The following is a 22,568-nucleotide window of genomic DNA, read 5'->3' on the forward strand; positions in this document are numbered from 1 at the left end:
CTGTTTTTAAAAATGCAATTCAAAACATTGGAGAAGTCTTTGTATTTTTAAAAAGAGCAATTATGAAATTGATTCATATAGTATATGTTTTTACTTTAATACATCAAGTATTTGTCTCTTTTTTGGATAAAACGTTCGAGTTCAGGTTTAGTTTCATTTAACCAATCGTCAGCTTTGCCTACTAACAACGCATGTCGAAGTTGATCTGTACCTGCTAATAAATCAAGAAAATAAAACTGACTGTCATCCAAACTTTTTATGAATTCTATATCATTTGGATATAGATTATAGATGATTTCTAACAATTTCACACCCGTATAAAAAGAGTTGAACTTCTCCCTGTCTAATACGTGTAGTTGAACTCCGGCGCAAGGTTCCCCTTTAAATTTCTGATAATGTGGAGTGAAAAACACTGGTCTCGCCTTTACGCCAGGTATTTCAAGATTATTAAATGCATTAGTAAGCTCGTCTGCATTTATGAAGGGTGCTCCTACATATTCAAAAGGTTTTGTTGTTCCGCGTCCCTCTGATACATTTGTACCTTCTATCAAACATGTGCCTGGATATAACACACACATATCTATTTGAGTAACATTTGGGGTTGGAGCCACCCAACATAAATCCATTTCGTCATAGTAATACTTTCTTTCCCAATCCTGCATCTGTATTACATCCAGTGAGCAACCAATCGAGTATTCTTCATTGAAGTAATTTGCTAGTTCTCCGACAGTCATTCCATGTCGCACAGGAATCGGATAAAGTCCAACGAATGAGGTAAATCCATCTTCGACTATATTTCCCTCAACTTGAAAACCATTTATCGGATTAGGTCGATCAAGCACAACAAATTTAACATTATATTTTGCACAAGCTTTCATCATATTTGCCATGGAATAAATAAAAGTATAGTATCTAGAACCGATATCTTGTAAATCAAAGATAACAACATCAAGACCATCTAGCATTTCTGCAGTCGGTTCTCTCACTTCACCGTATAGACTATAAACTGGGAGACCTGTTTTTTCGTCTACCGTAGAATCCAAATGCTCCCCTTCATTAGCATTACCACGTATTCCGTGCTCAGGTGAAAAAAGACAATGCAAATTTAACAAATCGCTATTATACATCAAGTCAATTGTAGAATTCAATTGCTTATTCACACCAGTAATATTCGTTAACAAGCCTAACTTTTGCCCTGAGAAGTCTTTTTCAAATGAATCTAAAAAAACATCAACACCGAGTTTCATACACGCACCTAACCTTTTATTGAATCAGATCCAGAATTTTCAACGAAGTGTCTTTGCAATGCTAAAAAGACGATTAATATTGGAATTAAAGCAATTATGGTACCTGTTGCTATATGTCTCGTATTTGCTGAGAACTGACCTTCCAATTGATAAAGGCCCACAGTAAGTGGATACATCGAAGAGTCTTTTAATAAAATAAGCGGCCACAAGAAATTGTTCCACGCTCCAATAAAACAAAGAATAGCTAAAGTTGCGAGCATCGGTTTGGTCATTGGCATCATAATTCTCCACCAAACTTGAAATACATTCGCCCCATCAATAATTGCCGATTCTTCAATTTCTTTCGGAATTCCCAAATAAGCTTGGCGCATTAAGAATATACCGAAAGCATTAATAGCAGTTGGTAAAATAACACCTGTATATGTTCCTACTAATCCCATCTTATTTAAGATTAAATAAATCGGAATCATAGATGCCTCAACCGGAATCATCATCGTTGCAATAATCAAGATAAAGACTATCTTATTTCCTCTAAAGTTAATTCGAGCTAGAGCAAAGCCTGCTAAACTAGCAAATAATAATGGAAGAACAACCCCAAAAAACGTTAAGATTGCACTGTTCATCAAATAAATTGGGATTGGTAACGTATTCCACACTTCAATATAATTTGCAAAAGTGAAATTCTCCGGAATAAAAGTTGGAGGAAATGAAAAAACTGATTCATTCGCACTCTTGAAAGAAGTTGATACTGTCCAAATAAATGGCATAATCGTAAACAGCGCCAAAACCGTCAATAGTAGATAAGATACTAATTTATTTACAGTTTTGGGCTTTAAACGACGCTTAGACATTTTGTTTTTCGATTCTATTTCTGTTACTTTCGCTTGGTCTAAACCTGGCTGTTGTGGCACTTTTGTTCCTCCTCCCCTTTAGGATGATTGGTCTTTTCGATCTTGAGCAATCATATTTAAGATTGTAATTAACAGAATAACGACAAATAGCAATACTGCAATAGCACTTGCGTAACCGAAGTTAATATTCTCAAATGCTTCCTGATAAACCATATAAACTAGAGTCGTTGTTGATTTTAATGGACCCCCACCTGTCATAACAAGCATTAAAGTAAATTCTTTGAAAGCACCCATAGTTGAAATGACGGTTACAAAAAATATAATTGGTCTAATTAATGGAAATGTAATGGACATGTGTTTTCTCCAAAACCCTGCTCCGTCAATTTCAGCTGCTTCATATAATTGTGGGGAAATCGCTTGCAATCCAGCCAAATATATAATCATATAGTAACCAATACCTTGCCATACAGTTACTATAGCAATACTGATCATCGCAGTGTTTTCACTTGTTAACCAAGGTATTGCGTCTATACCGATTAGAGAAATTAAGTAATTTAGCAATCCTTCGCTAGCAAACATCCACTTCCAAAGAAGTGCTGTAATAACGACAGATACAAGTACCGGAAAATAAAATGCTAGGCGATACATTTTAATACCCATCAATTTTTGATTTACCAAAATGGCTAGTAACAAGGAAATAATTGTAATGGCTGGCGTTACCATGATCCAATAAAAAAATGTATTCTTTAAAGCTTTCCAAAAATCACCGTCATCAAAAGCTTTTTTGTAATTTTCTAACCCCACAAATTCAGGAGGAGTAAACACGTTATAACTAGTAAAGCTTAGATAGATGACCCATCCAATAGGAATTAAACTGAAAAGCAATAATAGTATTGCTGCCGGCGAAAGGAACAGCCAAGCATGTCTCTCTTTATACATAGATATCCTCCTAGAATCTAAGAAAAATCAAACCCCGTGTATACAACTACACAGGGTCTGTATTTTTCAAGCCATTCGCTGATTACTCACTCAACAATTCATTGACCTGTTTCTCAGCATTATCTAGAGCCTCTTTGGGATCTAGATCATTCAATAGAACTTCTTCATATGTTTCACTTAGAATCGTGTTAATTTCGTTTGCGTTGCCGATTGGCGGTGCCATGTCAACAGCTTTTTCAATGTTTGTTGCTGAATAATAGTTACCCTTTTCCTGAGGGTCTTCTGAATCTTTACCTTCAAGGAATTTATCATCACTTGCAGCTTCTTCGTTAGTCGGCAAAATTGCTGCCAAATCTGTAAACTCTAACTGATTTTCAACATTTGTAACGTGTTTTACAAAAGCTGTAGCTGCTTCTGGGTGTTTAGTATTCTTTGAAACGACTAAGTTTTGAATTGCTGAATATACGATATCTTCATCACTTACAAAGAATGGTGCTGCTTTGGACTTCTCATACATTTCTGGATTCAAGTCTTCAATTTGTCTGTACAGTTGTGGACCAGAAACCCACCATGCTAAACGCCCGTCAGCGTACCATTCACTTGCAAGGCTAGAATCCAATAATAAATCATCTGGAATTAAGCCTTTATCGTAATATTCTTTTCGCTCTGTCAACAACTCAAGAGCTTCCGGTGTATTAAATGCGGCCTTTGTACCTTCTTCATTTACTAAGTCAATTCCATATGTTGGGAAAAGAATCCAAAGGTCTTGCCAAGAGGTTGTTGTATAACCACCTGCGTATGTTCCTGTTTCTTCATAGATTTTTTCTGACATTTCCCATGCTTCATCGATTGTTTCTGGTGGTGCATCGAAACCAGCTTCCGCGAGAATTTCAGGATTATAAATAACTCCTCCAGTTGTAAAATACCAAGGTACAGCATAAGAAGTTCCATCAACTACACCTGATGCCCATAAACCTTCTGGATAGCGATCTTTGTAGTCAGACGCCGCTTCATCCATATTCAATAGTGCACCTTCACCAGCTAAACGCTTTGTAAAACGAGGGTTCAAGTTGACAACGTCAGACATATTGCCACTTGAAGCTTCTGTTAACGTTTTCTGCTCAATATTTTTAGCTGGAACATCTTCCCAAACTACTTTCACATCTGGATTTTCTTCTTCAAACGATTCAATCATTCCATTAATATAATCATCGAAAGTAGGGCTTAACTCCATCGTGTTAAAGACTATTTCTTTTTTACCATCACTGCCCTCTTCGTCCCCACAAGCTGCTAAAAACGTTATCATGAGAACGATCAATAAACCAGATAATGCTTTTTTCATGATCTTACCCCCTGTTTAATTAGATAAAGAATCAAAAACAAGATTGTGTACCTCTTTTCGCAAAGAGGCTATACTGTTTTCTCTTCCATAGTGAACTCGGTTGGTTAGAAGAATCACTGCTTTTTTTCTAGAGTCATCAAACCAAATCGACGTACCCGTAAAGCCAGTATGACCAAAACTCCAATCTGAAAACTGCTCTCCAGCAATCTGTACACCCTTGTTGAATTGCCATCCTAGTCCTCTCGCTTGATTCGATGAAACGAACTTCGTTTCAATGGAAAACTGTCGAGTCGTTTCTGCCAGGAAGTCATCATCATTTTGTTTCAACCAAGCTTGTGCATATTTTTTCATATCTGTTAAGGTCGAGAATAATCCTGCATGTCCCGCAACACCATCCATGTGACGTGCATTCTCATCATGCACCTTCCCTTGGATATATTGCTCACTGCTTGAATCCCATTCTGTCGCAGCAAATGAAAGGTTTAATGAAGGATTAAAACATGTGTGGTTCATCTCTAGCGGTTCAAAAATTATTTTATCAGCTAATACATCCAGTGGCTTTCCGGTTATGTTCTCTGCTAATAGACCAAGCAAAATGAAGTTCAAATCACTGTAAGTAATTTCATTCGATGTTTCTGTTCGTGATTCTAGCTCAATAATTTTTTGGATAATTGCATCTTTCGAAAAATTACTCATATGATGAAATGGATAAAACGCTTGCAATCCGCTAGAATGTTGTAACAATTCTTTAACACTGATTTCCCTAGAAAAATGAAATGAAAAATAGTTGTTGATTGAATCATCCAACTGAATCTTTTCTTGCTCAATCAACTTTAATATGACTGGAAGCGTTGCTGTTACTTTCGTCAATGAAGCTAAATCAAAAACTGTATGTATATTGATGGGTGTATGGTCTTGTTCTCCATTAACTCCATTGTAAGCTTCAAGAATTGTTTGGTCGGAATCCACAACAGCTAATGCATAACCTGGAATCTTTCTATTTTCGATACATTGATCCAAATACTTTATTACTTGATGAACCAAGGACTCTGCACTCCTCTAATACCATTAGAAACCGCTTTCACTATGTTTAATTAAGATTATATAGAATATTATTACAAATAGCAATACTTTTTTCTGAAATTTAATTTCATTTTTATTTTTGCAATGGAATATACTTTTGATTGATTTGTTGTAATGCAGCAATAACCGATCCGATCACCGGTTCAACCTTAGGCAAGATCAATTCACATTCCTCATTTAAAAAATGTTCAAGCATAGGAAGAATCACATCATTACGATTGAACAACCCTCCAACGAGCACGACCTGCTTATTTGATAATGGAAAATGTTCGAGAATCATTTCAATCGATTTCGACAAGTCTTTCGCAGCTCGTTGAAGGATAGATTTTGCGTCGGTATCACCCATATCAAAAGCTTCAAAAACGACCTTACTTAAAGCAGAAATATGATTCCTTGGAGATTCGGCTTGATAAATGGTCGGTACAATATCTTTTAAATCCCCACTGATCTCAAAATATTTTCCAATTAAATTAGCTAAGATGGTTTCTTTCTGATTTCGATCGTAATGTTGAAAGATAACTTGTAAAGCATCCCTACCAATTGCATAGCCACTACCTTCATCACCGATCAAATACCCCCAACCGCCGACACGCTTTTTATTTAAGTGTTGATCTATCCCAAAACCAATTGAACCGGTCCCAGCAATTTGGACAATTCCAGGTTCTCCGAATGTACCACTATACAATGCATTAACAGCATCATGTTCGATTAAATACGGAAATTGACCTCCCACCAAGCGTTTAAATAATGCTTCAATAAACTCTTTATTTACATGGTTTTCTGTTCCAGATAAACCTGCAAAACAGTAATCAATATGTTGAAAAAGTTCTGGTTGCTGGTTTTTTATTTCAGAGAATATTTTTAAGAAAGTACCTTCTATGGATTCTCTTGAACCGGAATTTAAATTGGAGGGTCCGGCTAGAACCCTTGCATACACCTGTCCTGTTTCATCAGATAATACCGCTTCCGTTTTCGTACCTCCACCGTCTATCCCAATAACGTAACTCATGAAATTGCCTCCGTTCATTTTTTCGATTCAATAACTAACAGTTTACAAAGAGAATATATAAAGTGTCTACTATATCATTGAAAAAATTTCCTGTTTTAGATAATCCATATAAACACTTCAACCCAGCCACATTTACCAGTAAGTAGAAATTAGTGCATTCTCAGTTTTTTCTTTCGAATGATATAATACTTCGAAATCTTTTATTCATGCTGTGTACTAGAATCTAATTTGGCTCATATTTTTTCCGTTAGGTCACATAAAATTCCTGATCGGGCGCATATTGTGTTCTTTCATATTCATATTTTTTGAAACTATACCCATATATGACATACTAGGCTCAAATATGACCGATTGGGTCGCATATCCTAACGAAGCATTGCATGGAAACAACCTCTACAACCGCCACCTAAATCCATCCATACAAAAAAGAACCCGCCCTCCATCAGGCGAGTTCATCATTCAATTCGGCGTTGTCATCAACGCATTTTTATCAGTTTTTTCGACATGCGGTTTCGGAAGTTCATCGATAATATGAAAGCTCTTCGGTTTTTTATAACGTGATAGTTTCTCCGCACAATACATTTCCAAATCGACTTCCGTTATTTGGTCATCCTTCACCGAAACGTAAGCGACGACTTTCTCGCCCCATTTTTCATCTGGAATGCCCAGCACAGCTACTTCGTTGACCGCTTCATTCGATTGGAGCCAATGTTCGATTTCGAGTGGAAAAATATTTTCACCACCAGAAATAATCATTTCCTTTTTCCGGCCAATGATATACACGAAGCCATCTTCGTCAATCCTTGCTAGATCGCCCGTTTTCAACCAACCATTTTCTAGTGAACAGTTCGTTTCCTCATCATTATTCCAATAGAATTCGAATAAATGATTTCCGTGAAGCCACAGCTCGCCAACTTCCCCTTGTTCTACTTCATTTCCTCGATCATCTACGACTTGAACGTTATTAAAAATCATTTCTTGCCCGACGGAGCCACGTTTCATCCGAGCAATTTTCGGATCGATATAAAAGTTATTCGGCCCTATAGTAAAATCAAATCGTGGCTAGGACACCAAAATTTTGCGCTACCACCGATTTGAAGCACGCTATTCGTGAATAGGTCACTAAAAATTTGCGCTACCCTTTTATAGTATTTCTCTCGAGTTTTTATGTCTTCAAACAAAACGAATTGTTCGCTCATCAAACACCAAAAAATCCGAACTAAGTTTTTAGTTCGGATTTCGATTCCATGGATTCACTTCATTCCAATCTCAGTTAGTCATCCAAATTGGATATCCCTGACTAGCTCCCGTAATGGCTCGTCCCAATAGTGTGCATACTGACTCGCATATTGGTAGGCTTCGTATTCAGATTGACCGATCTCAGGGGAGATTCCTCCATTTTGAAGATTATCTAAAATGCCCATCACTACGATGACTTGATTATTTGCTTGAATGGCAGCTTGAATCGTTTTCTTTAATTCTTTCTCGCTTATTCCAGCCTTATAATCAAACAACACTTTGTGATACATCATTTCAGTTGTTTGTTCTGGAAACTCATCAAATAGCGCTTGTGCTTGATCAAATTTTTCGAGTTCGATCAGCAACGGAATTAAATCATAACGAACACCAAGATTATCATTCTCGTTTAAATACATGATACGCTCAAAATACTCGCTTGCTTTTTCCTGAGTATTTGTTTCGAGGAGATATTGTGCATATGCATATAAAGCTCGCATATATGGTCTTGTTTCAACCATCATCCAATAAGAACCTGCATTTTCCTTCTCAAATGCATCATCGAACTTCTTTTCGCCAATTTTTACTGCATCCTTCAAATAACTTTCTCTCTCATCAAATGTTAGGTGAGACGCATACAGAACGAGTGCATCGATATAATCAGGTTCAAGGGTCAATACTTGCTCGAGCATCTCTTTTTGCTGCTGAGGTGGAGCTTGGACCGCTTCCTCGAACAATCTTTCAGCTTCGGTTTTATCCGGCATCATTCCTACACCACCGGTTTCATTCCACTTCTGAATAAATTGTTCGAACTCTTCCTCACTCTCAAAAGTTTGTTCGTTCAACGCCCGAAACATATCTTCTGTCGGACTGGAAAAATCCGCTGCTGGAGATTGTCGGGTAATAATCGGCGATCCCATTTCCATTTTATCATCAAAATATTCCTCGATTTGTTTTTTTCGATTACTAATCGACCCAGTTGTTGTTTGATATTTTTCAGCCAAAAATTTGAGTGTCACCTTTTTATAATCCTCTGGATAAAGATCTACTCTGTACACACGCTCAAAAGCCGCGATCATTGGTTCTGGTTTATTGATTTGAATATAATTCATGCGCGCCATATTTTCCCACTCTACAATCATTTCATCAATCACATCTTCATTCCCGGGTTTTTGAAGTCGTCGGATTCCCTGCGAAACTTCTTCTTCTTCCGGAAGCAGGAAAAATGGGCCGTCCATATATTCATCCGCTTCTTCTATGAATTCATCTAAATGATCAATTGCCGGAAAGATATAATCAGTTGTTCGTAAAAACTCATCAATACTTTTTCCTTCTTCATCGGCCGCATACTGAATCAATTGTTTCAAAAGCTCCATTTCATCATCCATGATTTCTATTAGTTCATGCGGAAAAATTTGATATGGACCACACTGCACAGGGAGTCCAAAAACACAGTCCAACTCCGGATCGTCTGTGTGGAATCCTAAGAGTAGTGACGTTTCTTCTTCGGTGAATATATTTTTCGCACGCGCGACACCATTTTCCATTTCAAAAATTTCAAAAAATGACGGCTCAACCTTATGCCATTCATCCATACTTCGGATGACAGACTCCCGTCGTTCTTTTTTCTTTTGGCGCTCGATAACATGATCAAGATAAGATTTACTCTCTTCCTTTTCCTCATTTCGTAACGCGTTCAACAGCTTAGATACTTGATATACAAAATCAAGATCATTGTCTTCAAGTTCCACAAACTGAGTCGGCAATAAATGCGTATAGTTCTCTGTAATCTCAAAAATCATTCGTTGAAACGCTTGGATGGTTTCTTCAAACATCCCTTGAGATACCATCCCTGCCACTTGTTGACTATTATTTAAACAACACTTTTTATACTTTTTTCCACTCCCACATGGGCAAGCATCATTTCGACCAGGCATATATTCACCTCATTTAAGTTCATTTGTTTCAGTATACTCAACTTGATATAATCAGTAAACATAGACGATAAGGAGGTATTCCGTGAAACTTCACTTCTTAATTGGTATTTGGCTCGGGTTCTTTCTCTCATTTTTGATCGCTGGTTGGTTTGAAGGTGAGTTTAATTGGGCTTTCCTAATTGCTTCATTGATCGGTGGTACGCTAGCTCACTTTTTACTCATCGTTCCACTTTCACGTAAATATCCTCATAAAGAATCAAAATAACAAAACGAGAAGCGGAACACTAACGACGATTGCTATGACGCGAATCGTATGTACCATGATGACGACAGGCATTTTGGCACCGAACTCTTCGGAAATAATTGTCACTTCACTCATCCCAGCCGGTGCCGAACTGCAAAAGGACGTCACCATATCAAATTCAAAAATACGATGAAGTACCCACGTTAAAATAACGGCAAGTATTAGGTGTGCAATCGGCGCCAACAGTGCAACCTTCCAAACGGACTGAATCGCCTGGAATGTTTCTGTCGTAAAAGCCAGTCCGATACTTCCGCCAATAATACTCTGCATCACTTTTTTTGCACGAAAGCTGAAGGTCGGTAAGTTTTTTCTAGCAAATTGATAGCCACCGACCGCAAACAACGATCCGAGCAATGTGCCGAGAGGAATACCTGAATAAAAGCCGACCGTACCGCCCGCAAAAGCCAACACGACCACAAAAATCCATTTATCCATGAACATCCCCCTCCTTCTTTCTCAATCGCATCGCCAGTTTCAGCAATACCGGAAATAAACTCATAATGACAATGACACGCACGAGATGAACGAGCACAACGGTCGGTGCGTCTAAGTTTAGTTCCTGTGCTAATGTGGCCACTTCAACAATCGCACCAGGTGACGCCGCGAGTGTTGTTAAAACAGGATTCGTGCCCGTTATCCAACCGAGCGTTGCACCAGCCAATCCTGTAAAAATAACGACAGTGACCACGACCGCTACTAAGCTTTTCCCAAGTGTGATCAGTTGTTTTTTATTGATCTTAATGAGTGACAATCCAAGCATCGCACCGAGCAATACTTGAATGACAAAAGATATTGAAACCGTTCGTTCTAAATGTAAAATATTGAAATACTTCGCCAAACCGACCGCAAACATCGATCCGAGGACAACGCCTACCGGAAATCGAGAAAAATAACCAATTGCACCGCCGATTAATGCGAGAATAAGATAAAAGATAACGGAAGCTGTCATTGTCTATCGGTCCCTTTCATGCGAACATCTATTTTCCATAGTAATGGAGATGCTATAGAAAAGAAACCCAGTAAGTGAGAATGGACGTTGGATTGGGGCACATATTTTTTTGAGTTGGGACCATAAATGTCGCGATTGGGCACATATCAATCATTAAATGCTCATTTCTTCGAGTGTTTGGCTCATATCCGATCGCGGCGATTCCATGACAAACGTCAACAACTTTTCTATAATGGTACAAGTGAATCACAAAGGAGTTTCAACATGAGTTATATACGTTTGCAGTCGACGAGCATTTTACTGATGGGAATAACGTATTTGATTTCCCAATTCATAGACTCGCCGCTTCTACCAAAATTGGTCAGTATTTTCGCTTTTATAACATTAGTTCTTTTTATCCCTTATTTAACAAAAGTTCCAAGGATTCTCATTAGCTCTTTGTTGATTTTGACAATTCTCTTGTCCATTTTCGGCGAAGGGCTTTTGACGATGCTGTGGAGCTTTGATGAAAATGCGGGGCTTTTAGCGATCTTTATTTTCGTTCCGCTTATTTCCATTCCGATTAAAGCAGGTAGATACTTAGATTCCATGGATGTTATTTTTACCTCATATGTTCGTTCAACAAAACAACTCTATAACTATTTGGCCTTCTCAACAATGGGAGTTGGCTCAGTAATGAACTTAGGTTCTATTCCGATTATTCACCAATTAACGAGCACGGAAGCATTCGATCATCATATGGATACGAAGTTACGGGCAATGAACCGCGGATTTTCAATGGCCTTCATGTGGTCCCCGTATTTTATTTCCGTTGCCCTCGTTTTGAGTTATTTCGATATTTCTTGGTTAGAACTATTCCCGTATGGTTTTGCACTCGCTCTTATCGGTATGGTTATCGGGACGATTGCTCAGAGAAAAGATTCACAGCCAATCGTCATCAAACAAGATGCTATCGATAAGCAAACATTGAAAAAAGCCCAGCGAAAAGTAATGCAGCTATTAACGCTCATCGTCACGATGACAGTCATTACGATTTTACTCGAGCAGTTTGTCGATTTATCGATCATCACGATCGTTCCACTCGTCGCGATTGGATTTTCGACCGTATGGACATTGTTTTACTTATCACCGAAGCAATTTGCTGAAAAATTATCCGAGTACGCTCAAGATCGACTACCGAAAATGGGGAATGAGCTATCATTATTCATTGCAGCCGGTGCATTTGGGTATGCAATTATCCAAGCTGGCGCAAGCGACTTAGTTATCTTCTTCTTGCAATCAACCGGCATTACACATGTGCTCATTCTATTGCCATTAATTGCTTTACTCATTAACGTGTTGTCATTTATCGGCATCCACCCAATTATTACAAACACGGCACTCGCGACGACATTTAGTTCATCAATCATTTTTGCTGGCGACCATCTGATTCTCAGTCTCGGCATTTTGAGCGGATGGATGCTGACCATTATGATCTCGCCATTCTCAGCAACAAACTTAATGGTCGGAAACCTCGTCGGAAGCAACTCACTGCGCGTCGGTTATAGATTAAACTTCCACTTCGGATTGCTGATCTATCTTGTACAATACTTAATGATTTGTGGATTTTATTATTTTCTATAAGGAAAACCCGCTCGGCGAAACCGGCGGGCTTTTTTATATGGATGATTTTATGGGGTTTAGCTTGAGCGGTTGGAGTGCTGGTTTGAACGGTTAGCGCGATTCTTTGAACAGTTAGGGCACCCTTTTGAACAGTTGCAGCGACATTTTGAACGGTTAGAGCAACTCTTTGAACGGTCAGCGTGATATTTTGAACGGTTGGAGCAAATCTTTGAACGGTCAGCGTGATATTTTGAACGGTTGGAGCAAATCTTTGAACGGTCAGCGTTTCGGATTGAAAAGTCACGCGCTAACTTTGAACGGTCACGCACGCCCCTGCCTTACGAAAATTAAAAACTTCAGGAATCCTCCTGAAGTTTTCTTTACTTCACCCGATAAAGCCAGTCGTGACTGCGTACTTCTCGTTGGCATTCACCTTTTCTTCGTAAAAATTCCAAATGGGCCAACGCTTCACCAATCGCAAAGCGCATCTCATGCGTTGTCAAACGGTCACCAAACAAATACTGACACACTTCATAAACCGTTTTTCCGTCTCTTAGTTGATCGAGAATATCATTCAGACGGTCTTCATGATGCTTAACGATCTCATCAATTCGTTTATTCGCTCCATGAAAAGGCTCACCGTGCGATGGAATGACATAATCAACATCCAACTGTTTAATTTTCCGCAACGATTCCATGAAAGTTTGAAGCGGGTTTTGATCACCCATGAACATATAAGAAACATTCGGCGTAATCTTCGGTAAAATATGATCGGTCGATAGCAGCACATTTTTTTCTCGATTATATAAAGTAATCAATCCTGGCGCATGACCGGGTGTGAAAATAACCTCATATTCATAGTTTCCTACTTTAATAACATCACCTTCATTGATATATCGATTCACTGAAGGCTCAGGCATGACAAAGTCCCTAGACTCTTTCGTATTTTCACTAATTCCATCAGCTATTTCTTGCGGTATTCCAACGGCTTGATAATACGCGCGTATTGTTTCCACTGTGTTTTCTGACCAATTTCTTTTTCTTGCTCGCTCAGTAGTTTGCGTCATCAACACTTCTGCGCCTGTTTCTTGTTGCAGCTCGCCCGCATAGCCAGAATGATCCGGATGATAATGTGTAATCAATAATTCTTTCACTTCTTTATCGGATAAATGACTTTGCCAAATCTCTTTCGCGACTGGTCGGTTTAACGCCGTATCCATCACGAGCCATCCATCTTGACCTTCCGCTAAAAAACAATTGACATGATTCAACCGAAAAGGAAGCGGAATCGTAACTTTGGTTATTCCTAGTTCCTCTAACATTCAATACCTCCAGCGACTTTGATAGATTTAGTTATCTGATAATTAAATCATGCCATTTTTTGACCAAAAAATCTATGAAGTTCATGTGAATTCCTGTAGAAACGTAGTAGATTCTATCGGTTACTAGGAATAAAGTCTTGTTTATTTTTATGAAAGTACCATAAGACTACATTTGATTATGTATAGGATGAACAATTGCAACAATTACCTGCATGCTTGTTAATACATAAAAAATCGTGGAGCACATCACTATGTAGCCCCACGATTTTTTATTCTTATTGATTAATTGCGTCCATTGATTGGACAAGTCCATACCCATATTCACGCTGAGCACCTAATGGCTCGGCTGTGTCACGCAATAATTGACGCAATTGAACATTGGATAAACCAGGCTTCGCTTGCCAAACTTGCGCTGCAACACCCGCAACATGCGGTGAAGCCATCGACGTACCGTTATACGAATCATAACCATTTCCAGGAACCGTACTTAAAATTTGCACGCCGGGCGCGGATAACTCGACTTGAGAACCGACACTTGAAAAAGAACCGCGTTGATTATTTTCATCAACCGCTGCAACAGCTACCACGGAATCATACGCAGCTGGGTAACCAACTGTATCGAACCATAGGAAGCTTCCTTCATTTCCTGCGGCCGCTACAACGAGAATGCCAGAATCATAGGCAAGATCACTATACTCTTTTAAAATACTAGAGCTGGATGAACCACCAAGGCTCATGTTAATGACATCCATATTGTTTTGGATAGCCCATTCAATTCCTTCAGCGATATCTGCATACGTACCGCTTCCTTGATTATCTAATACTTTTACTGCATACAACTCAACATTTGGCGTGACGCCCAGTACACCTAAATTATTGTCTTGTGCAGCAATTGTTCCTGCAACATGTGTACCATGCCCGCTACCATCATTATATGGATCCGCATTTGCGCCACTATCGTATGCAGAGAATCCACCGGCAACGTTTAAATCCGAGTGACTGCGATCAATTCCTGTGTCCAGCACAGCAACCTTTACGCCGTCACCACTAAAACCATTATCTTGCGCAGTCGTTCCTTCTACTTGAGGAATCCCATAGGGTACCGTCTGCCCATACGCCTTAGCTTTAGCGTTTTCTTCCACAAATTTAATTTGCGGGTGGTTCTTTAACCCTTTCGCTTGTTTGTCTGTTAACTCGATTTGATAGACATCGAGCAACTCAAATTCACGTAATACATCCCCGTCATTCACCCCAAAAGCTTGGAGAATTCCTTTTTTGGCAGGACCGTCAAACATAACCAGGTAATCATTCTTTTCTTTTTTGTCTGCAGATACACCTGTTTGCAATGCCAATAGCACCAAGATCACTGCACTTAAACCGACTAAAAACTTCTTCATTCGAAACTTCCTCCTTTTGGGTATGTTTTGGCAAAAGATGACGTTTCCTGTTGTGTAAATGAAATGTAACACTTTTGTGAACTTTCTTTAATAGGTAAATTGAATGAAAATTCAGTTTAATGTCTTATGGATAAAAGTGCTAAAACGGTGATTTGCTAACTAAGCAAATTCCTTAAAATGGATACAACCGGGTTGCAAATGTAGTTTCATGGAGGGTTTTGTCGAAAACTTTCAATCGTATGAACTAGGCCAATGGACATTTTTCAACAAAAAAAGCTGGAACAAAATTTTGTCCCAGCCTCTTTCTGTTTTTTATTCGATTTTACTAAGGAAGTACTCTCCATCTTTTTCGACAACGGTATAAGTCCACTCATACTTGTTTGTTTCGCTTTTACCGCTTTCATAGTTAATGGTGATTTCTTCTCTGGATTTAGCCTTCCATCCATCCCCACTTTCCTCAACGGATAACACTTCGAACGATTTTAACTCCTCAGTCGTTCCTGCTTCATATAACCGTTTGACAAGCGATCGCTGGTCACTTTCCAAACTACTATCTGATAAGATATACGGTGAAACAAGCGAATAATCTCCCGCATTGATGGCTTCCACTAAATGCTCCACATACTCACCGACTCGAACTGGAATCACTTTCCCCGGATCACCAGCCGCTTCCTCTACTGTTGTTTCCAACAAACGAACGTCACCATCGTACGTATAGTCAAACGTCTGCTCACTATCCGGAAAACCAAACATAGACAGATGGTCCACAACAACCCACTCACCATCACGGTAATTCAATTGATAGTGTCGGTTATTATTCCGGTAATCCGCCAAATCACTTTCACTCGGTTCAGCGTATGAATTGACGATCATTTCTTCTTCCGTTACCGGAACCGTCACATGCCATTCACCTTGGTCATCCTTTCCAAAGCTCATCATAGTCGGATGGATATTGAAATTCTTATAGTGCAACCCACTATACCACTCATCATTACTGTCAAAAGTCCCGTACATCGATTCATAATTATTTTCATACGAATTCCGCAGTCCAGCATTCATGTCTTCCAGTAAACTGAAATCTCTTGTTTCAAAACTCGTCAAAACAGTTTCATAATGATTCTGCAGCCCATCTGCCAACTGCTCAGCCAATTCCTCGTTTACCTGGAAATCCAAGCGTACATATTCTGAATCAATAGGCTGCTCGCCAGTTGACATCGTTCCCCACGGAAAATCAACCTGGTATTCATACGTCGACTGCTCATCCAGTAGAAACGGACCGATTTCCTCGTTAAAAATCGGATCACTGACTTCGTTGCCACTCACGATTAATTTTTCTTCGTAATCATGCTGAAAACCCGTTTCAAATGTTAAATAATCGACATCAAATTCTGGTGAAACATATTCACTTTTGTCGGCAATATAGTGCTCCCTTTGCTCCTCTAACTTCATCCACTCACCCTCATAGGTGAATGTGAACTGGTGAAACCCTCGCACAAGCGGGCCTACCTCAAAAGAACTCTCGCGTTCTGAAAATGTATGAAGATCCTCTTCCAAATCATTGGATAACATCAAACCATCCAACGTTGATTCAATCGTCACATAACTCGGTATGACATAGACACGGTATGTATCTTTCAAAAATCCATCTTTTTTAACTAAGTACATTTCATCCCAGTATGTTGAAAAATCACTTATCGTCTGATCATCTTCCTCAAGCAATTCACTTTGCTCCTGCAAGTCACGCTTCACTTGATCTAAACGATTTTTATTTTCTTTTAAATAATTCACATACACTTCAATGCTTTCTTTAGAAATTTCTTCTTCCGTATCAGCAAAATACATCGAACCCGCTAAAGACTCATAATCATCCGCTTCAATTGCATCCACCACACCATTGACATAGCGATCCGGTGAATTGATAAAAGATAAAGTGAAGTAACCGGCCAAAATAACAAGCGCAACACCTAAACCAATCGACAATAGCATCTTATGTCTTTTGATGAAAGTTGCAAAATCCTCTTTCTTCTCCTTTTGGCGCGTCGGCTGATTCGTTTCCGCCTGGTTGCTCTTCATCGATTGTTCACTTGAATGATTCGATTGATCGCTTGCTGACGACTCAACCTTCCTCCCACAATTCGAACAAAAAGCTGTCGAATCTGACAATTCCGTCCCACATTCTGAACAAAATTTCATTCTCTCTTCCCCTTTATTCTATTTTTCTAGTTCTATAGTAATATACTATCTAAAAATTCCTACAAAAGAAAGAGCATTTCTAGTTTGTGCAGCCTAATTCGCTAAGTATTCCATTAATTCCTCTCTCGAATAAACCTCCGCTACCTCTTCTCGAAGCAAATAATAATCGACCAATGCTGCTGTTGAAATTCCAAAAGCTTCTTTTATTCCTGCACCAATTACTTTCAAATACGTGATGGAAGGAGTGATTCGTTCGTCCGTATCAATGGCATGGGGATGCGTAAACGTATAGATGGGTCGTCCCTCTTTTTCACCGACGTCAAGGACTTTTCCATACATCTTCGTCGAATCGATGACATACTCACCCATTGATTCCAGTTGATTGAAATCAATCTCCAACATCATGTCGTTATTTTCTTGACGAACGACATCCACATATTGCTCCTTCGTAATCAAATACATCCGTCCATACGTTGGGCGTTCAGGGTCGGAAGTCGTATCAATAAACCCGACTCCTTTATTGTCCCATCGACTCGACCGTTTCGCGAAAAACATCGGAAAATCAATCATGACATTTTCGGCACGCAACGGAAGACTTTGATCACGACAACCAACCTCACTTACGGTACCACCAGGCGGAATGTCACCAAAAATATACGCATAAAAACGATCTTGGTTTATATTCGATCCGTAGCTGGCATACCAAACGTAATTTTCCATGATGAACTCCTCCTTCAACTTTTATGGAGATAACAAAACAATTGGCGCGACTCATATAACCGAGTTGCGCCAATTCACTTACTTTACTCGTCGTTTCATGAAATACTGAATTGCCATAAACGCTAATATCCCTGTCGTCACGACAATGACTACAATCAATAACTTATTCGGTTCATCCGGCGTATAACCAGAAGAATAGTGTTTTACCTTCACTTCATTCGCTGAGTCGGTATCCGCTTCAACAACATTATCTTCAGATTTACTTTTTACTAACCGAACTTCTTGGAAGAAACCATCCATTACTCGTTGATTTGAGAAAATACCGCTTCCGATTCCGCCAAGAGTTGCATCTTCCTGCTCTTCTTCATCCACGACATCTTCTGCTGCTTCATCTTCTTCTGGTTCTTCTTCTTCGAGTTGTAAATCTTCTAAGTCAGGATCTTCTTCATATGTAGACTCTCTATGTGGTGACTTTGTTGAGGATGGTGGTTCAGTAGATGTATTTGAGTCGTCTCGGGTGTTTGTTGGTTTGTTTGTGTTTTCTGGTGAAGTGTTTTTTCCATCATCTATATTGCTTGATTCTTTATCCTCTTCTTTTGTTGCAGGATCCTCTTCCTGATTTGCACTTTGTTGATCATTTTTATTTGATTCAGTTGGATCATTCTTGTCTTTGTCAGGTTTCTTATTTTCATCAGGCTTCTTATTAGGCTTTGAATCCTCGGGGTTACTTGGATCATTTGTTGATCCGCTTGAATCCTCTTCATTTAACGATCCATCGTCAGGTGATTCCCCCTCATTATTCCCGCCTGGCTGAGTTGCTCCATTCTCCTCTTCCTGAGGTGTTTCAGTCTTGCCCGGTTCCGAGTCTTCGGCTGGTGAATTCTCTTGCTGCACAGCAGGGCCTTCTTGACCTTGTTCTTCAGCAACCATATGCACGGGCAAAACAAGCAACCCTAAAATCGCCAAGATTGCACTCCAATGTTTTCGTTTCATTTGCGTCTCTCCCAACTTTATGGAAATTCGACTAAGTTAGGTAGATTATATCATTCTTTGCTAAAACTTTCCTCCATTCGATAAAGTCTTACTCTAAAATGTCGCGGGAAAATTCGATCCCCTAATGACAGACCGAATACACTTTTCTAACCCTTCAACCTTTTAAAAAACGGCTAACCTTCAATTAATCATTTCACGTTTTTACAATGTTTTGCTATGATATAAATAATCTGCAAACGAAGGAGAACCATTGATGACAAAAAACTTACACTTACGACCGTTAGAAAAAAGCGACTTAGAATTCATGCATAACATGCGCGTTAAGTCAGACGTGATGGACTATTGGTTTGAAGAGCCATACACAACACTTGAAAAAATGAACACGATGTATGAAAACAGCCAAGACAACGATTCGCACCGGCAATTTATTTTGTACCAAAATGATGAGCGAATTGGTTATGTAGGCCTTTTTGATATTGAAACAAGACACCGAAACGCAGAATTCGGAATTATGATTGCACCCGAGCATCAAGGCAAAGGTTATGCTGCAGACGCGACTCGATTAACTGTCGAGTATGGATTCAATAAAGTGAACCTACGCAAACTATATTTATACGTAGATGAAGTAAACGAAAAAGCCGTCCACATTTACAAGAAACTCGGCTTCCAAGTAGATGGTACACTACGTGAACATTACTTTGTAAACGGAGAATATCATGATGCTTATGTGATGAGTTTGCTGCGGAAAGATTATACATTTGGTCAGTAAATAGTCACCAACGTAAAAAAGGCTGCCCATGTAGGACAGCCTTTTTCAATCAATTATTCTGCTCTCGTAAGGACCTCTGATTCACCAGTACTTACATGTTCCATTGTTAACTCGTCACCATCGACGTTTAATGTCACTTCTTCAGTTTCACCCATCATGGAGATTTCATACAGGTCATCTTTAATATGTTTGAGGTCAATTTCTAAGGCCATGCCCATATCTTCCCCGAATTTCATTGCATCCTCAGTAATCTCAACGATTGCACCTGTGCTATCTTCCCATTTTCCTTCGATGCTTTGTCCACCGCAGGCTACTAACAATAGAAAACCTGCCATTAAGACGGTCATCAATAACTTTCTCCATAATATCTCTACCATTTATTCAATTGCTGAAATTTATCCTCTATGTATATAAAACTTCAGTCTCTTCTTTAGTGTATCACAATTTCGGATTGTACGACTTTTTTCTACAATATTCGACAACTTATCAGCTAAGCCAATACACCAACACAGGGACGATCAAAGGCATCACCAACGTCACTACCAAAAAAGATAACGTACTGATTGCCCCTGAATAGTCATCTTCCTCCATCAACCTCGACGTACCGATTGCATGTGCAAGCGCACCCATCGCGACGCCCTGTGCCAGTTTACTTTGAACATTAAATCGCCGATAAATCATCGGACCGACGACCGCGCCAAGCATGCCGCACAAGGTACAGATAATCGCAACCAATGATGGAATACCGCCGTATATTTCTGCCAAGTCAATCGCTACTGGAGTTGTAATATTTTTCAGCATCGCCGTAACGATATAATTATGGCTCACTGGAAATAACGACAAAACCAATGCACCAGTAACGACACTTAACAACGAAGCAACAGTTACCCAACCAATGATTTTGACTCCACTTTTCAAAAGCATTGTTCGGTATTTGTACAAAGGGTAACTCAGTGCAACTACTGCAGGACCGAGCAACCAATCAATCCATTTGGCTGATGCATAATACTGTTCATACGATTGACCCGATAAGACTATGACACTGATCAATGCTATGGTCGTTGTGAATACAGGAAGTAAATAATTTTTCTTGCGCTTTTTATAAACCCACTGTGCTGTTAAAAAAACAACAATTGTCGTGACTAGCCACACGAAGAACCACCTGCTTTCCGATCCATCATTATGGCCACAAACATCATGACAAATAATGAACTAATGAACAGTAATGCGAAAAACGATAATCCAAACCAACTGACTAAATGCTCATACTGCAAAACACCTACCGTTACAGGAACAAAAAATAACGGTAAATAGCTGATGAATAACTCAGCTCCTTCTTTGACCCAGCGGACGAGTCGTTCACCGAAAATGACAAAGACGACAAACAACAACACCATCCCGATCATGCTGCCCGGGAGCCATGGCAATAGAACAACCTGAACGGCTTCTCCAAGTAAATAAAACCCGATGACAAGTAAAATCCCTAGTATGTAAGTAATCATGAACACCTCGATCAACACAAGTATCGCTTTTTATCATATCGGAATTTTCGTTTGTGTGCCACAAGACTAATCTTTCCGATCTTAAAAGAATCAGAAAAAATGAACATGTAACGTTGTGCTATTCATACAATATAGGTAGAGGTGATGGATGTGACAAGAGTCAGACATACAAGTAATGACATCGATTTAATCGCTCGGATGATTCGGGCAGAAGCCGAGGGTGAAGGTAGACTAGGAATGCTGATGGTCGGAAACGTTATTGTGAACCGTGCCGTTGCAGATTGTTTGGATTTTCGTGATGTACGAACAATCGAAGAAGTCATCTATCAAGTTCAAGGCGGAAATTTCTCTTTTGAAGCTGTACAAAAAGGAAATTTATTTTACCAGCCTGCAAGAGAAATAGAAAGAGAATTAGCAAGAAGAGTCGTGCAACGATGGAGGCAGCACCCATCGAAATACGCTTTATGGTACTTTAATCCATATGCACCCTGCCCACCTACCTGGTACGGCCAACCATTCACCGGACAATATAAACAACATTGTTACTATGAACCGATTGCGAATACGTGTGAGAGTGTTTATCGATAGAGGTACGAGATGTGGAATCTTCTTCATTATGGGACCAATCTAAGGAAATATAATTCTATTTCAGCTATATATGCCCCCGTTTTGATGTTTCATGAGACGATCGCTCGAAGATATGCATCCAATTCGAAAATTTATGGGCCCCACACCGCGCGATATGCATCCTAAAAAAGGAGATATGCGTCCAAAGCTAGTAGATATGCGACCGACGTTAAAATATATGGGACCACAAATAAAAAATATGCGACCAACCAAGAAATTCTCTACAACAAAACAAGAGACCAAGTTATAAAACGAATTGGTCTCTTGTTTTGTGTATTCATCTTTTACCAAACCATCCGCTCAACTTTGAAAGATGAATTTTCTGATGTACTGGATATGGAACTGACAACCAAGGATGATACCGCTTTTCTTCCTTAATCATACCGGAACGACAAACAACTCTAAGATCACACAAAAGAACTCACCGCTCCATACAAATATCCAAGAGAAATCGAGTTTATTGAAGAACTTCCAAAAACAACATCCGGTAAAATCCGCCGTGTAGAATTGCGTTCGGCTGAGCGGAAATAATATTAGTTCAGACTC

Annotated in this window: 22 protein-coding genes and 1 pseudogene; 5 read left to right on the forward strand and 18 right to left on the reverse strand. The window is 39.3% G+C overall.

Annotated features, from left to right (window positions below):
• Positions 1 to 95: 95 nt before the first annotated feature.
• The 8 genes from FPQ13_RS09550 to FPQ13_RS09585 all read right to left on the reverse strand — a co-directional run bounded on the left by FPQ13_RS09550 (position 96) and on the right by FPQ13_RS09585 (position 9,644).
• Complete coding sequence (locus FPQ13_RS09550) at positions 96 to 1,247, reverse strand: exo-beta-N-acetylmuramidase NamZ family protein (RefSeq protein WP_144089118.1); 1,152 nt, start codon at positions 1,245 to 1,247, stop codon at positions 96 to 98.
• Between the two features lie 8 nt (positions 1,248 to 1,255).
• Positions 1,256 to 2,158: a carbohydrate ABC transporter permease gene (locus FPQ13_RS09555; RefSeq protein WP_246065467.1), complete on the reverse strand. Its 903-nt coding sequence runs from the start codon at positions 2,156 to 2,158 to the stop codon at positions 1,256 to 1,258.
• An 18-nt stretch (positions 2,159 to 2,176) separates the two neighbouring features.
• Positions 2,177 to 3,037 carry a carbohydrate ABC transporter permease gene (locus FPQ13_RS09560; RefSeq protein ID WP_144089119.1) on the reverse strand — a complete coding sequence of 287 codons (861 nt, stop codon included), beginning with the start codon at positions 3,035 to 3,037 and terminating at the stop codon, positions 2,177 to 2,179.
• A gap of 82 nt (positions 3,038 to 3,119) precedes the next feature.
• A complete protein-coding gene (locus FPQ13_RS09565; RefSeq protein WP_144089120.1) occupies positions 3,120 to 4,379 on the reverse strand; it encodes an ABC transporter substrate-binding protein in 1,260 nt (419 codons plus the stop codon).
• Positions 4,380 to 4,394: 15 nt separating this feature from the next.
• Positions 4,395 to 5,423, reverse strand: a complete 1,029-nt coding sequence (locus tag FPQ13_RS09570) for a serine hydrolase domain-containing protein (RefSeq protein ID WP_144089121.1) — start codon at positions 5,421 to 5,423, stop codon at positions 4,395 to 4,397.
• A 112-nt stretch (positions 5,424 to 5,535) separates the two neighbouring features.
• Positions 5,536 to 6,471 (reverse strand): N-acetylglucosamine kinase, encoded by a 936-nt coding sequence (locus FPQ13_RS09575; RefSeq protein WP_186279637.1) that lies wholly within the window; start codon positions 6,469 to 6,471, stop codon positions 5,536 to 5,538.
• A 459-nt stretch (positions 6,472 to 6,930) separates the two neighbouring features.
• Entirely contained in the window at positions 6,931 to 7,473 is a 543-nt protein-coding gene (locus FPQ13_RS09580) for a class I adenylate-forming enzyme family protein (RefSeq protein WP_144089123.1), read from the reverse strand.
• Positions 7,474 to 7,748: 275 nt separating this feature from the next.
• Entirely contained in the window at positions 7,749 to 9,644 is a 1,896-nt protein-coding gene (locus tag FPQ13_RS09585) for an SEC-C metal-binding domain-containing protein (protein WP_144089124.1), read from the reverse strand.
• Between the two features lie 82 nt (positions 9,645 to 9,726).
• Here FPQ13_RS09585 and FPQ13_RS09590 point away from each other — a divergent pair, with 82 nt between their 5' ends.
• Entirely contained in the window at positions 9,727 to 9,909 is a 183-nt protein-coding gene (locus tag FPQ13_RS09590; protein WP_144089125.1) for a hypothetical protein, read from the forward strand.
• Here the strand turns inward: FPQ13_RS09590 and FPQ13_RS09595 are convergent.
• Together FPQ13_RS09595 and FPQ13_RS09600 are read right to left on the reverse strand one after the other, a co-directional pair.
• Entirely contained in the window at positions 9,901 to 10,383 is a 483-nt protein-coding gene (locus FPQ13_RS09595; protein WP_186279638.1) for an AbrB family transcriptional regulator, read from the reverse strand. The genes FPQ13_RS09590 and FPQ13_RS09595 overlap by 9 nt on opposite strands.
• Positions 10,376 to 10,897, reverse strand: coding sequence for an AbrB family transcriptional regulator (locus FPQ13_RS09600; protein WP_144089127.1), 522 nt, complete (start codon positions 10,895 to 10,897; stop codon positions 10,376 to 10,378). Before FPQ13_RS09600 ends, FPQ13_RS09595 begins: the two co-directional genes overlap by 8 nt.
• Positions 10,898 to 11,161: 264 nt before the next feature.
• Between FPQ13_RS09600 and FPQ13_RS09605 the strand changes: the two genes are divergently transcribed.
• Complete coding sequence (locus FPQ13_RS09605; RefSeq protein ID WP_144089128.1) at positions 11,162 to 12,520, forward strand: hypothetical protein; 1,359 nt, start codon at positions 11,162 to 11,164, stop codon at positions 12,518 to 12,520.
• Positions 12,521 to 12,879: 359 nt separating this feature from the next.
• Here the strand turns inward: FPQ13_RS09605 and FPQ13_RS09615 are convergent, their stop codons facing one another.
• The 5 genes from FPQ13_RS09615 to FPQ13_RS13510 all read right to left on the reverse strand — a co-directional run bounded on the left by FPQ13_RS09615 (position 12,880) and on the right by FPQ13_RS13510 (position 19,124).
• Positions 12,880 to 13,821: an MBL fold metallo-hydrolase gene (locus tag FPQ13_RS09615; RefSeq protein ID WP_144089129.1), complete on the reverse strand. Its 942-nt coding sequence runs from the start codon at positions 13,819 to 13,821 to the stop codon at positions 12,880 to 12,882.
• A 275-nt stretch (positions 13,822 to 14,096) separates the two neighbouring features.
• Positions 14,097 to 15,218: a S8 family peptidase gene (locus FPQ13_RS09620; protein ID WP_144089130.1), complete on the reverse strand. Its 1,122-nt coding sequence runs from the start codon at positions 15,216 to 15,218 to the stop codon at positions 14,097 to 14,099.
• A gap of 312 nt (positions 15,219 to 15,530) precedes the next feature.
• Positions 15,531 to 17,411 carry a TcaA NTF2-like domain-containing protein gene (locus FPQ13_RS09625; protein ID WP_144089131.1) on the reverse strand — a complete coding sequence of 627 codons (1,881 nt, stop codon included), beginning with the start codon at positions 17,409 to 17,411 and terminating at the stop codon, positions 15,531 to 15,533.
• 93 nt (positions 17,412 to 17,504) lie between these two features.
• Positions 17,505 to 18,131, reverse strand: a complete 627-nt coding sequence (locus tag FPQ13_RS09630; RefSeq protein ID WP_144089132.1) for a hypothetical protein — start codon at positions 18,129 to 18,131, stop codon at positions 17,505 to 17,507.
• 78 nt (positions 18,132 to 18,209) lie between these two features.
• Positions 18,210 to 19,124: a prolipoprotein diacylglyceryl transferase gene (locus FPQ13_RS13510; protein ID WP_186279639.1), complete on the reverse strand. Its 915-nt coding sequence runs from the start codon at positions 19,122 to 19,124 to the stop codon at positions 18,210 to 18,212.
• A 253-nt stretch (positions 19,125 to 19,377) separates the two neighbouring features.
• On the opposite strand from FPQ13_RS13510, the gene FPQ13_RS09640 reads away from it, so the two are divergent.
• The gene (locus tag FPQ13_RS09640; RefSeq protein WP_144089133.1) at positions 19,378 to 19,893 is read left to right on the forward strand and encodes a GNAT family N-acetyltransferase; all 516 of its coding nucleotides are present in this window, start codon (positions 19,378 to 19,380) and stop codon (positions 19,891 to 19,893) included.
• 53 nt (positions 19,894 to 19,946) lie between these two features.
• On the opposite strand, the gene FPQ13_RS09645 is transcribed toward FPQ13_RS09640, so the two are convergent.
• The 3 genes from FPQ13_RS09645 to FPQ13_RS09655 form a co-directional block, all read right to left on the reverse strand.
• The gene (locus tag FPQ13_RS09645) at positions 19,947 to 20,270 is read right to left on the reverse strand and encodes a hypothetical protein (RefSeq protein ID WP_144089134.1); all 324 of its coding nucleotides are present in this window, start codon (positions 20,268 to 20,270) and stop codon (positions 19,947 to 19,949) included.
• A gap of 109 nt (positions 20,271 to 20,379) precedes the next feature.
• Positions 20,380 to 21,045: an LrgB family protein gene (locus FPQ13_RS09650; RefSeq protein ID WP_186279640.1), complete on the reverse strand. Its 666-nt coding sequence runs from the start codon at positions 21,043 to 21,045 to the stop codon at positions 20,380 to 20,382.
• Positions 21,036 to 21,395 carry a CidA/LrgA family protein gene (locus tag FPQ13_RS09655; protein ID WP_144089136.1) on the reverse strand — a complete coding sequence of 120 codons (360 nt, stop codon included), beginning with the start codon at positions 21,393 to 21,395 and terminating at the stop codon, positions 21,036 to 21,038. Before FPQ13_RS09655 ends, FPQ13_RS09650 begins: the two co-directional genes overlap by 10 nt.
• Before the next feature lie 144 nt (positions 21,396 to 21,539).
• Between FPQ13_RS09655 and FPQ13_RS09660 the strand changes: the two genes are divergently transcribed.
• Together FPQ13_RS09660 and FPQ13_RS13955 are read left to right on the forward strand one after the other, a co-directional pair.
• A complete protein-coding gene (locus FPQ13_RS09660) occupies positions 21,540 to 21,983 on the forward strand; it encodes a cell wall hydrolase (protein WP_186279641.1) in 444 nt (147 codons plus the stop codon).
• Between the two features lie 444 nt (positions 21,984 to 22,427).
• Positions 22,428 to 22,553 (forward strand): annotated as a pseudogene (locus FPQ13_RS13955) (AMP-binding enzyme); the annotation flags it as partial.
• Between the last annotated feature and the right edge of the window lie 15 nt (positions 22,554 to 22,568).

Source organism: Allobacillus salarius (assembly GCF_007559425.1).
Classification (GTDB): domain Bacteria; phylum Bacillota; class Bacilli; order Bacillales; family Alkalibacillaceae; genus Allobacillus; species Allobacillus salarius.

Excerpts from the sequence above, each read along its gene's own strand:
- FPQ13_RS09645 (WP_144089134.1), bottom strand. The coding sequence starts at position 20,270 with ATGGTAGAGATATTATGGAGAAAGTTATTGATGACCGTCTTAATGGCA.
- FPQ13_RS09630 (WP_144089132.1), bottom strand. The coding sequence starts at position 18,131 with ATGGAAAATTACGTTTGGTATGCCAGCTACGGATCGAATATAAACCAA.
- FPQ13_RS09605 (WP_144089128.1), top strand. The coding sequence starts at position 11,162 with ATGAGTTATATACGTTTGCAGTCGACGAGCATTTTACTGATGGGAATA.
- FPQ13_RS09620 (WP_144089130.1), bottom strand. The coding sequence starts at position 15,218 with ATGAAGAAGTTTTTAGTCGGTTTAAGTGCAGTGATCTTGGTGCTATTG.
- FPQ13_RS09660 (WP_186279641.1), top strand. The coding sequence starts at position 21,540 with ATGGATGTGACAAGAGTCAGACATACAAGTAATGACATCGATTTAATC.
- FPQ13_RS09595 (WP_186279638.1), bottom strand. The coding sequence starts at position 10,383 with ATGGATAAATGGATTTTTGTGGTCGTGTTGGCTTTTGCGGGCGGTACG.
- FPQ13_RS09640 (WP_144089133.1), top strand. The coding sequence starts at position 19,378 with ATGACAAAAAACTTACACTTACGACCGTTAGAAAAAAGCGACTTAGAA.
- FPQ13_RS09625 (WP_144089131.1), bottom strand. The coding sequence starts at position 17,411 with ATGAAATTTTGTTCAGAATGTGGGACGGAATTGTCAGATTCGACAGCT.
- FPQ13_RS09560 (WP_144089119.1), bottom strand. The coding sequence starts at position 3,037 with ATGTATAAAGAGAGACATGCTTGGCTGTTCCTTTCGCCGGCAGCAATA.
- FPQ13_RS09615 (WP_144089129.1), bottom strand. The coding sequence starts at position 13,821 with ATGTTAGAGGAACTAGGAATAACCAAAGTTACGATTCCGCTTCCTTTT.
- FPQ13_RS09565 (WP_144089120.1), bottom strand. The coding sequence starts at position 4,379 with ATGAAAAAAGCATTATCTGGTTTATTGATCGTTCTCATGATAACGTTT.
- FPQ13_RS09655 (WP_144089136.1), bottom strand. The coding sequence starts at position 21,395 with ATGATTACTTACATACTAGGGATTTTACTTGTCATCGGGTTTTATTTA.
- FPQ13_RS09575 (WP_186279637.1), bottom strand. The coding sequence starts at position 6,471 with ATGAGTTACGTTATTGGGATAGACGGTGGAGGTACGAAAACGGAAGCG.
- FPQ13_RS09600 (WP_144089127.1), bottom strand. The coding sequence starts at position 10,897 with ATGACAGCTTCCGTTATCTTTTATCTTATTCTCGCATTAATCGGCGGT.
- FPQ13_RS09580 (WP_144089123.1), bottom strand. The coding sequence starts at position 7,473 with ATGAAACGTGGCTCCGTCGGGCAAGAAATGATTTTTAATAACGTTCAA.
- FPQ13_RS13510 (WP_186279639.1), bottom strand. The coding sequence starts at position 19,124 with ATGAAACGAAAACATTGGAGTGCAATCTTGGCGATTTTAGGGTTGCTT.
- FPQ13_RS09550 (WP_144089118.1), bottom strand. The coding sequence starts at position 1,247 with ATGAAACTCGGTGTTGATGTTTTTTTAGATTCATTTGAAAAAGACTTC.
- FPQ13_RS09585 (WP_144089124.1), bottom strand. The coding sequence starts at position 9,644 with ATGCCTGGTCGAAATGATGCTTGCCCATGTGGGAGTGGAAAAAAGTAT.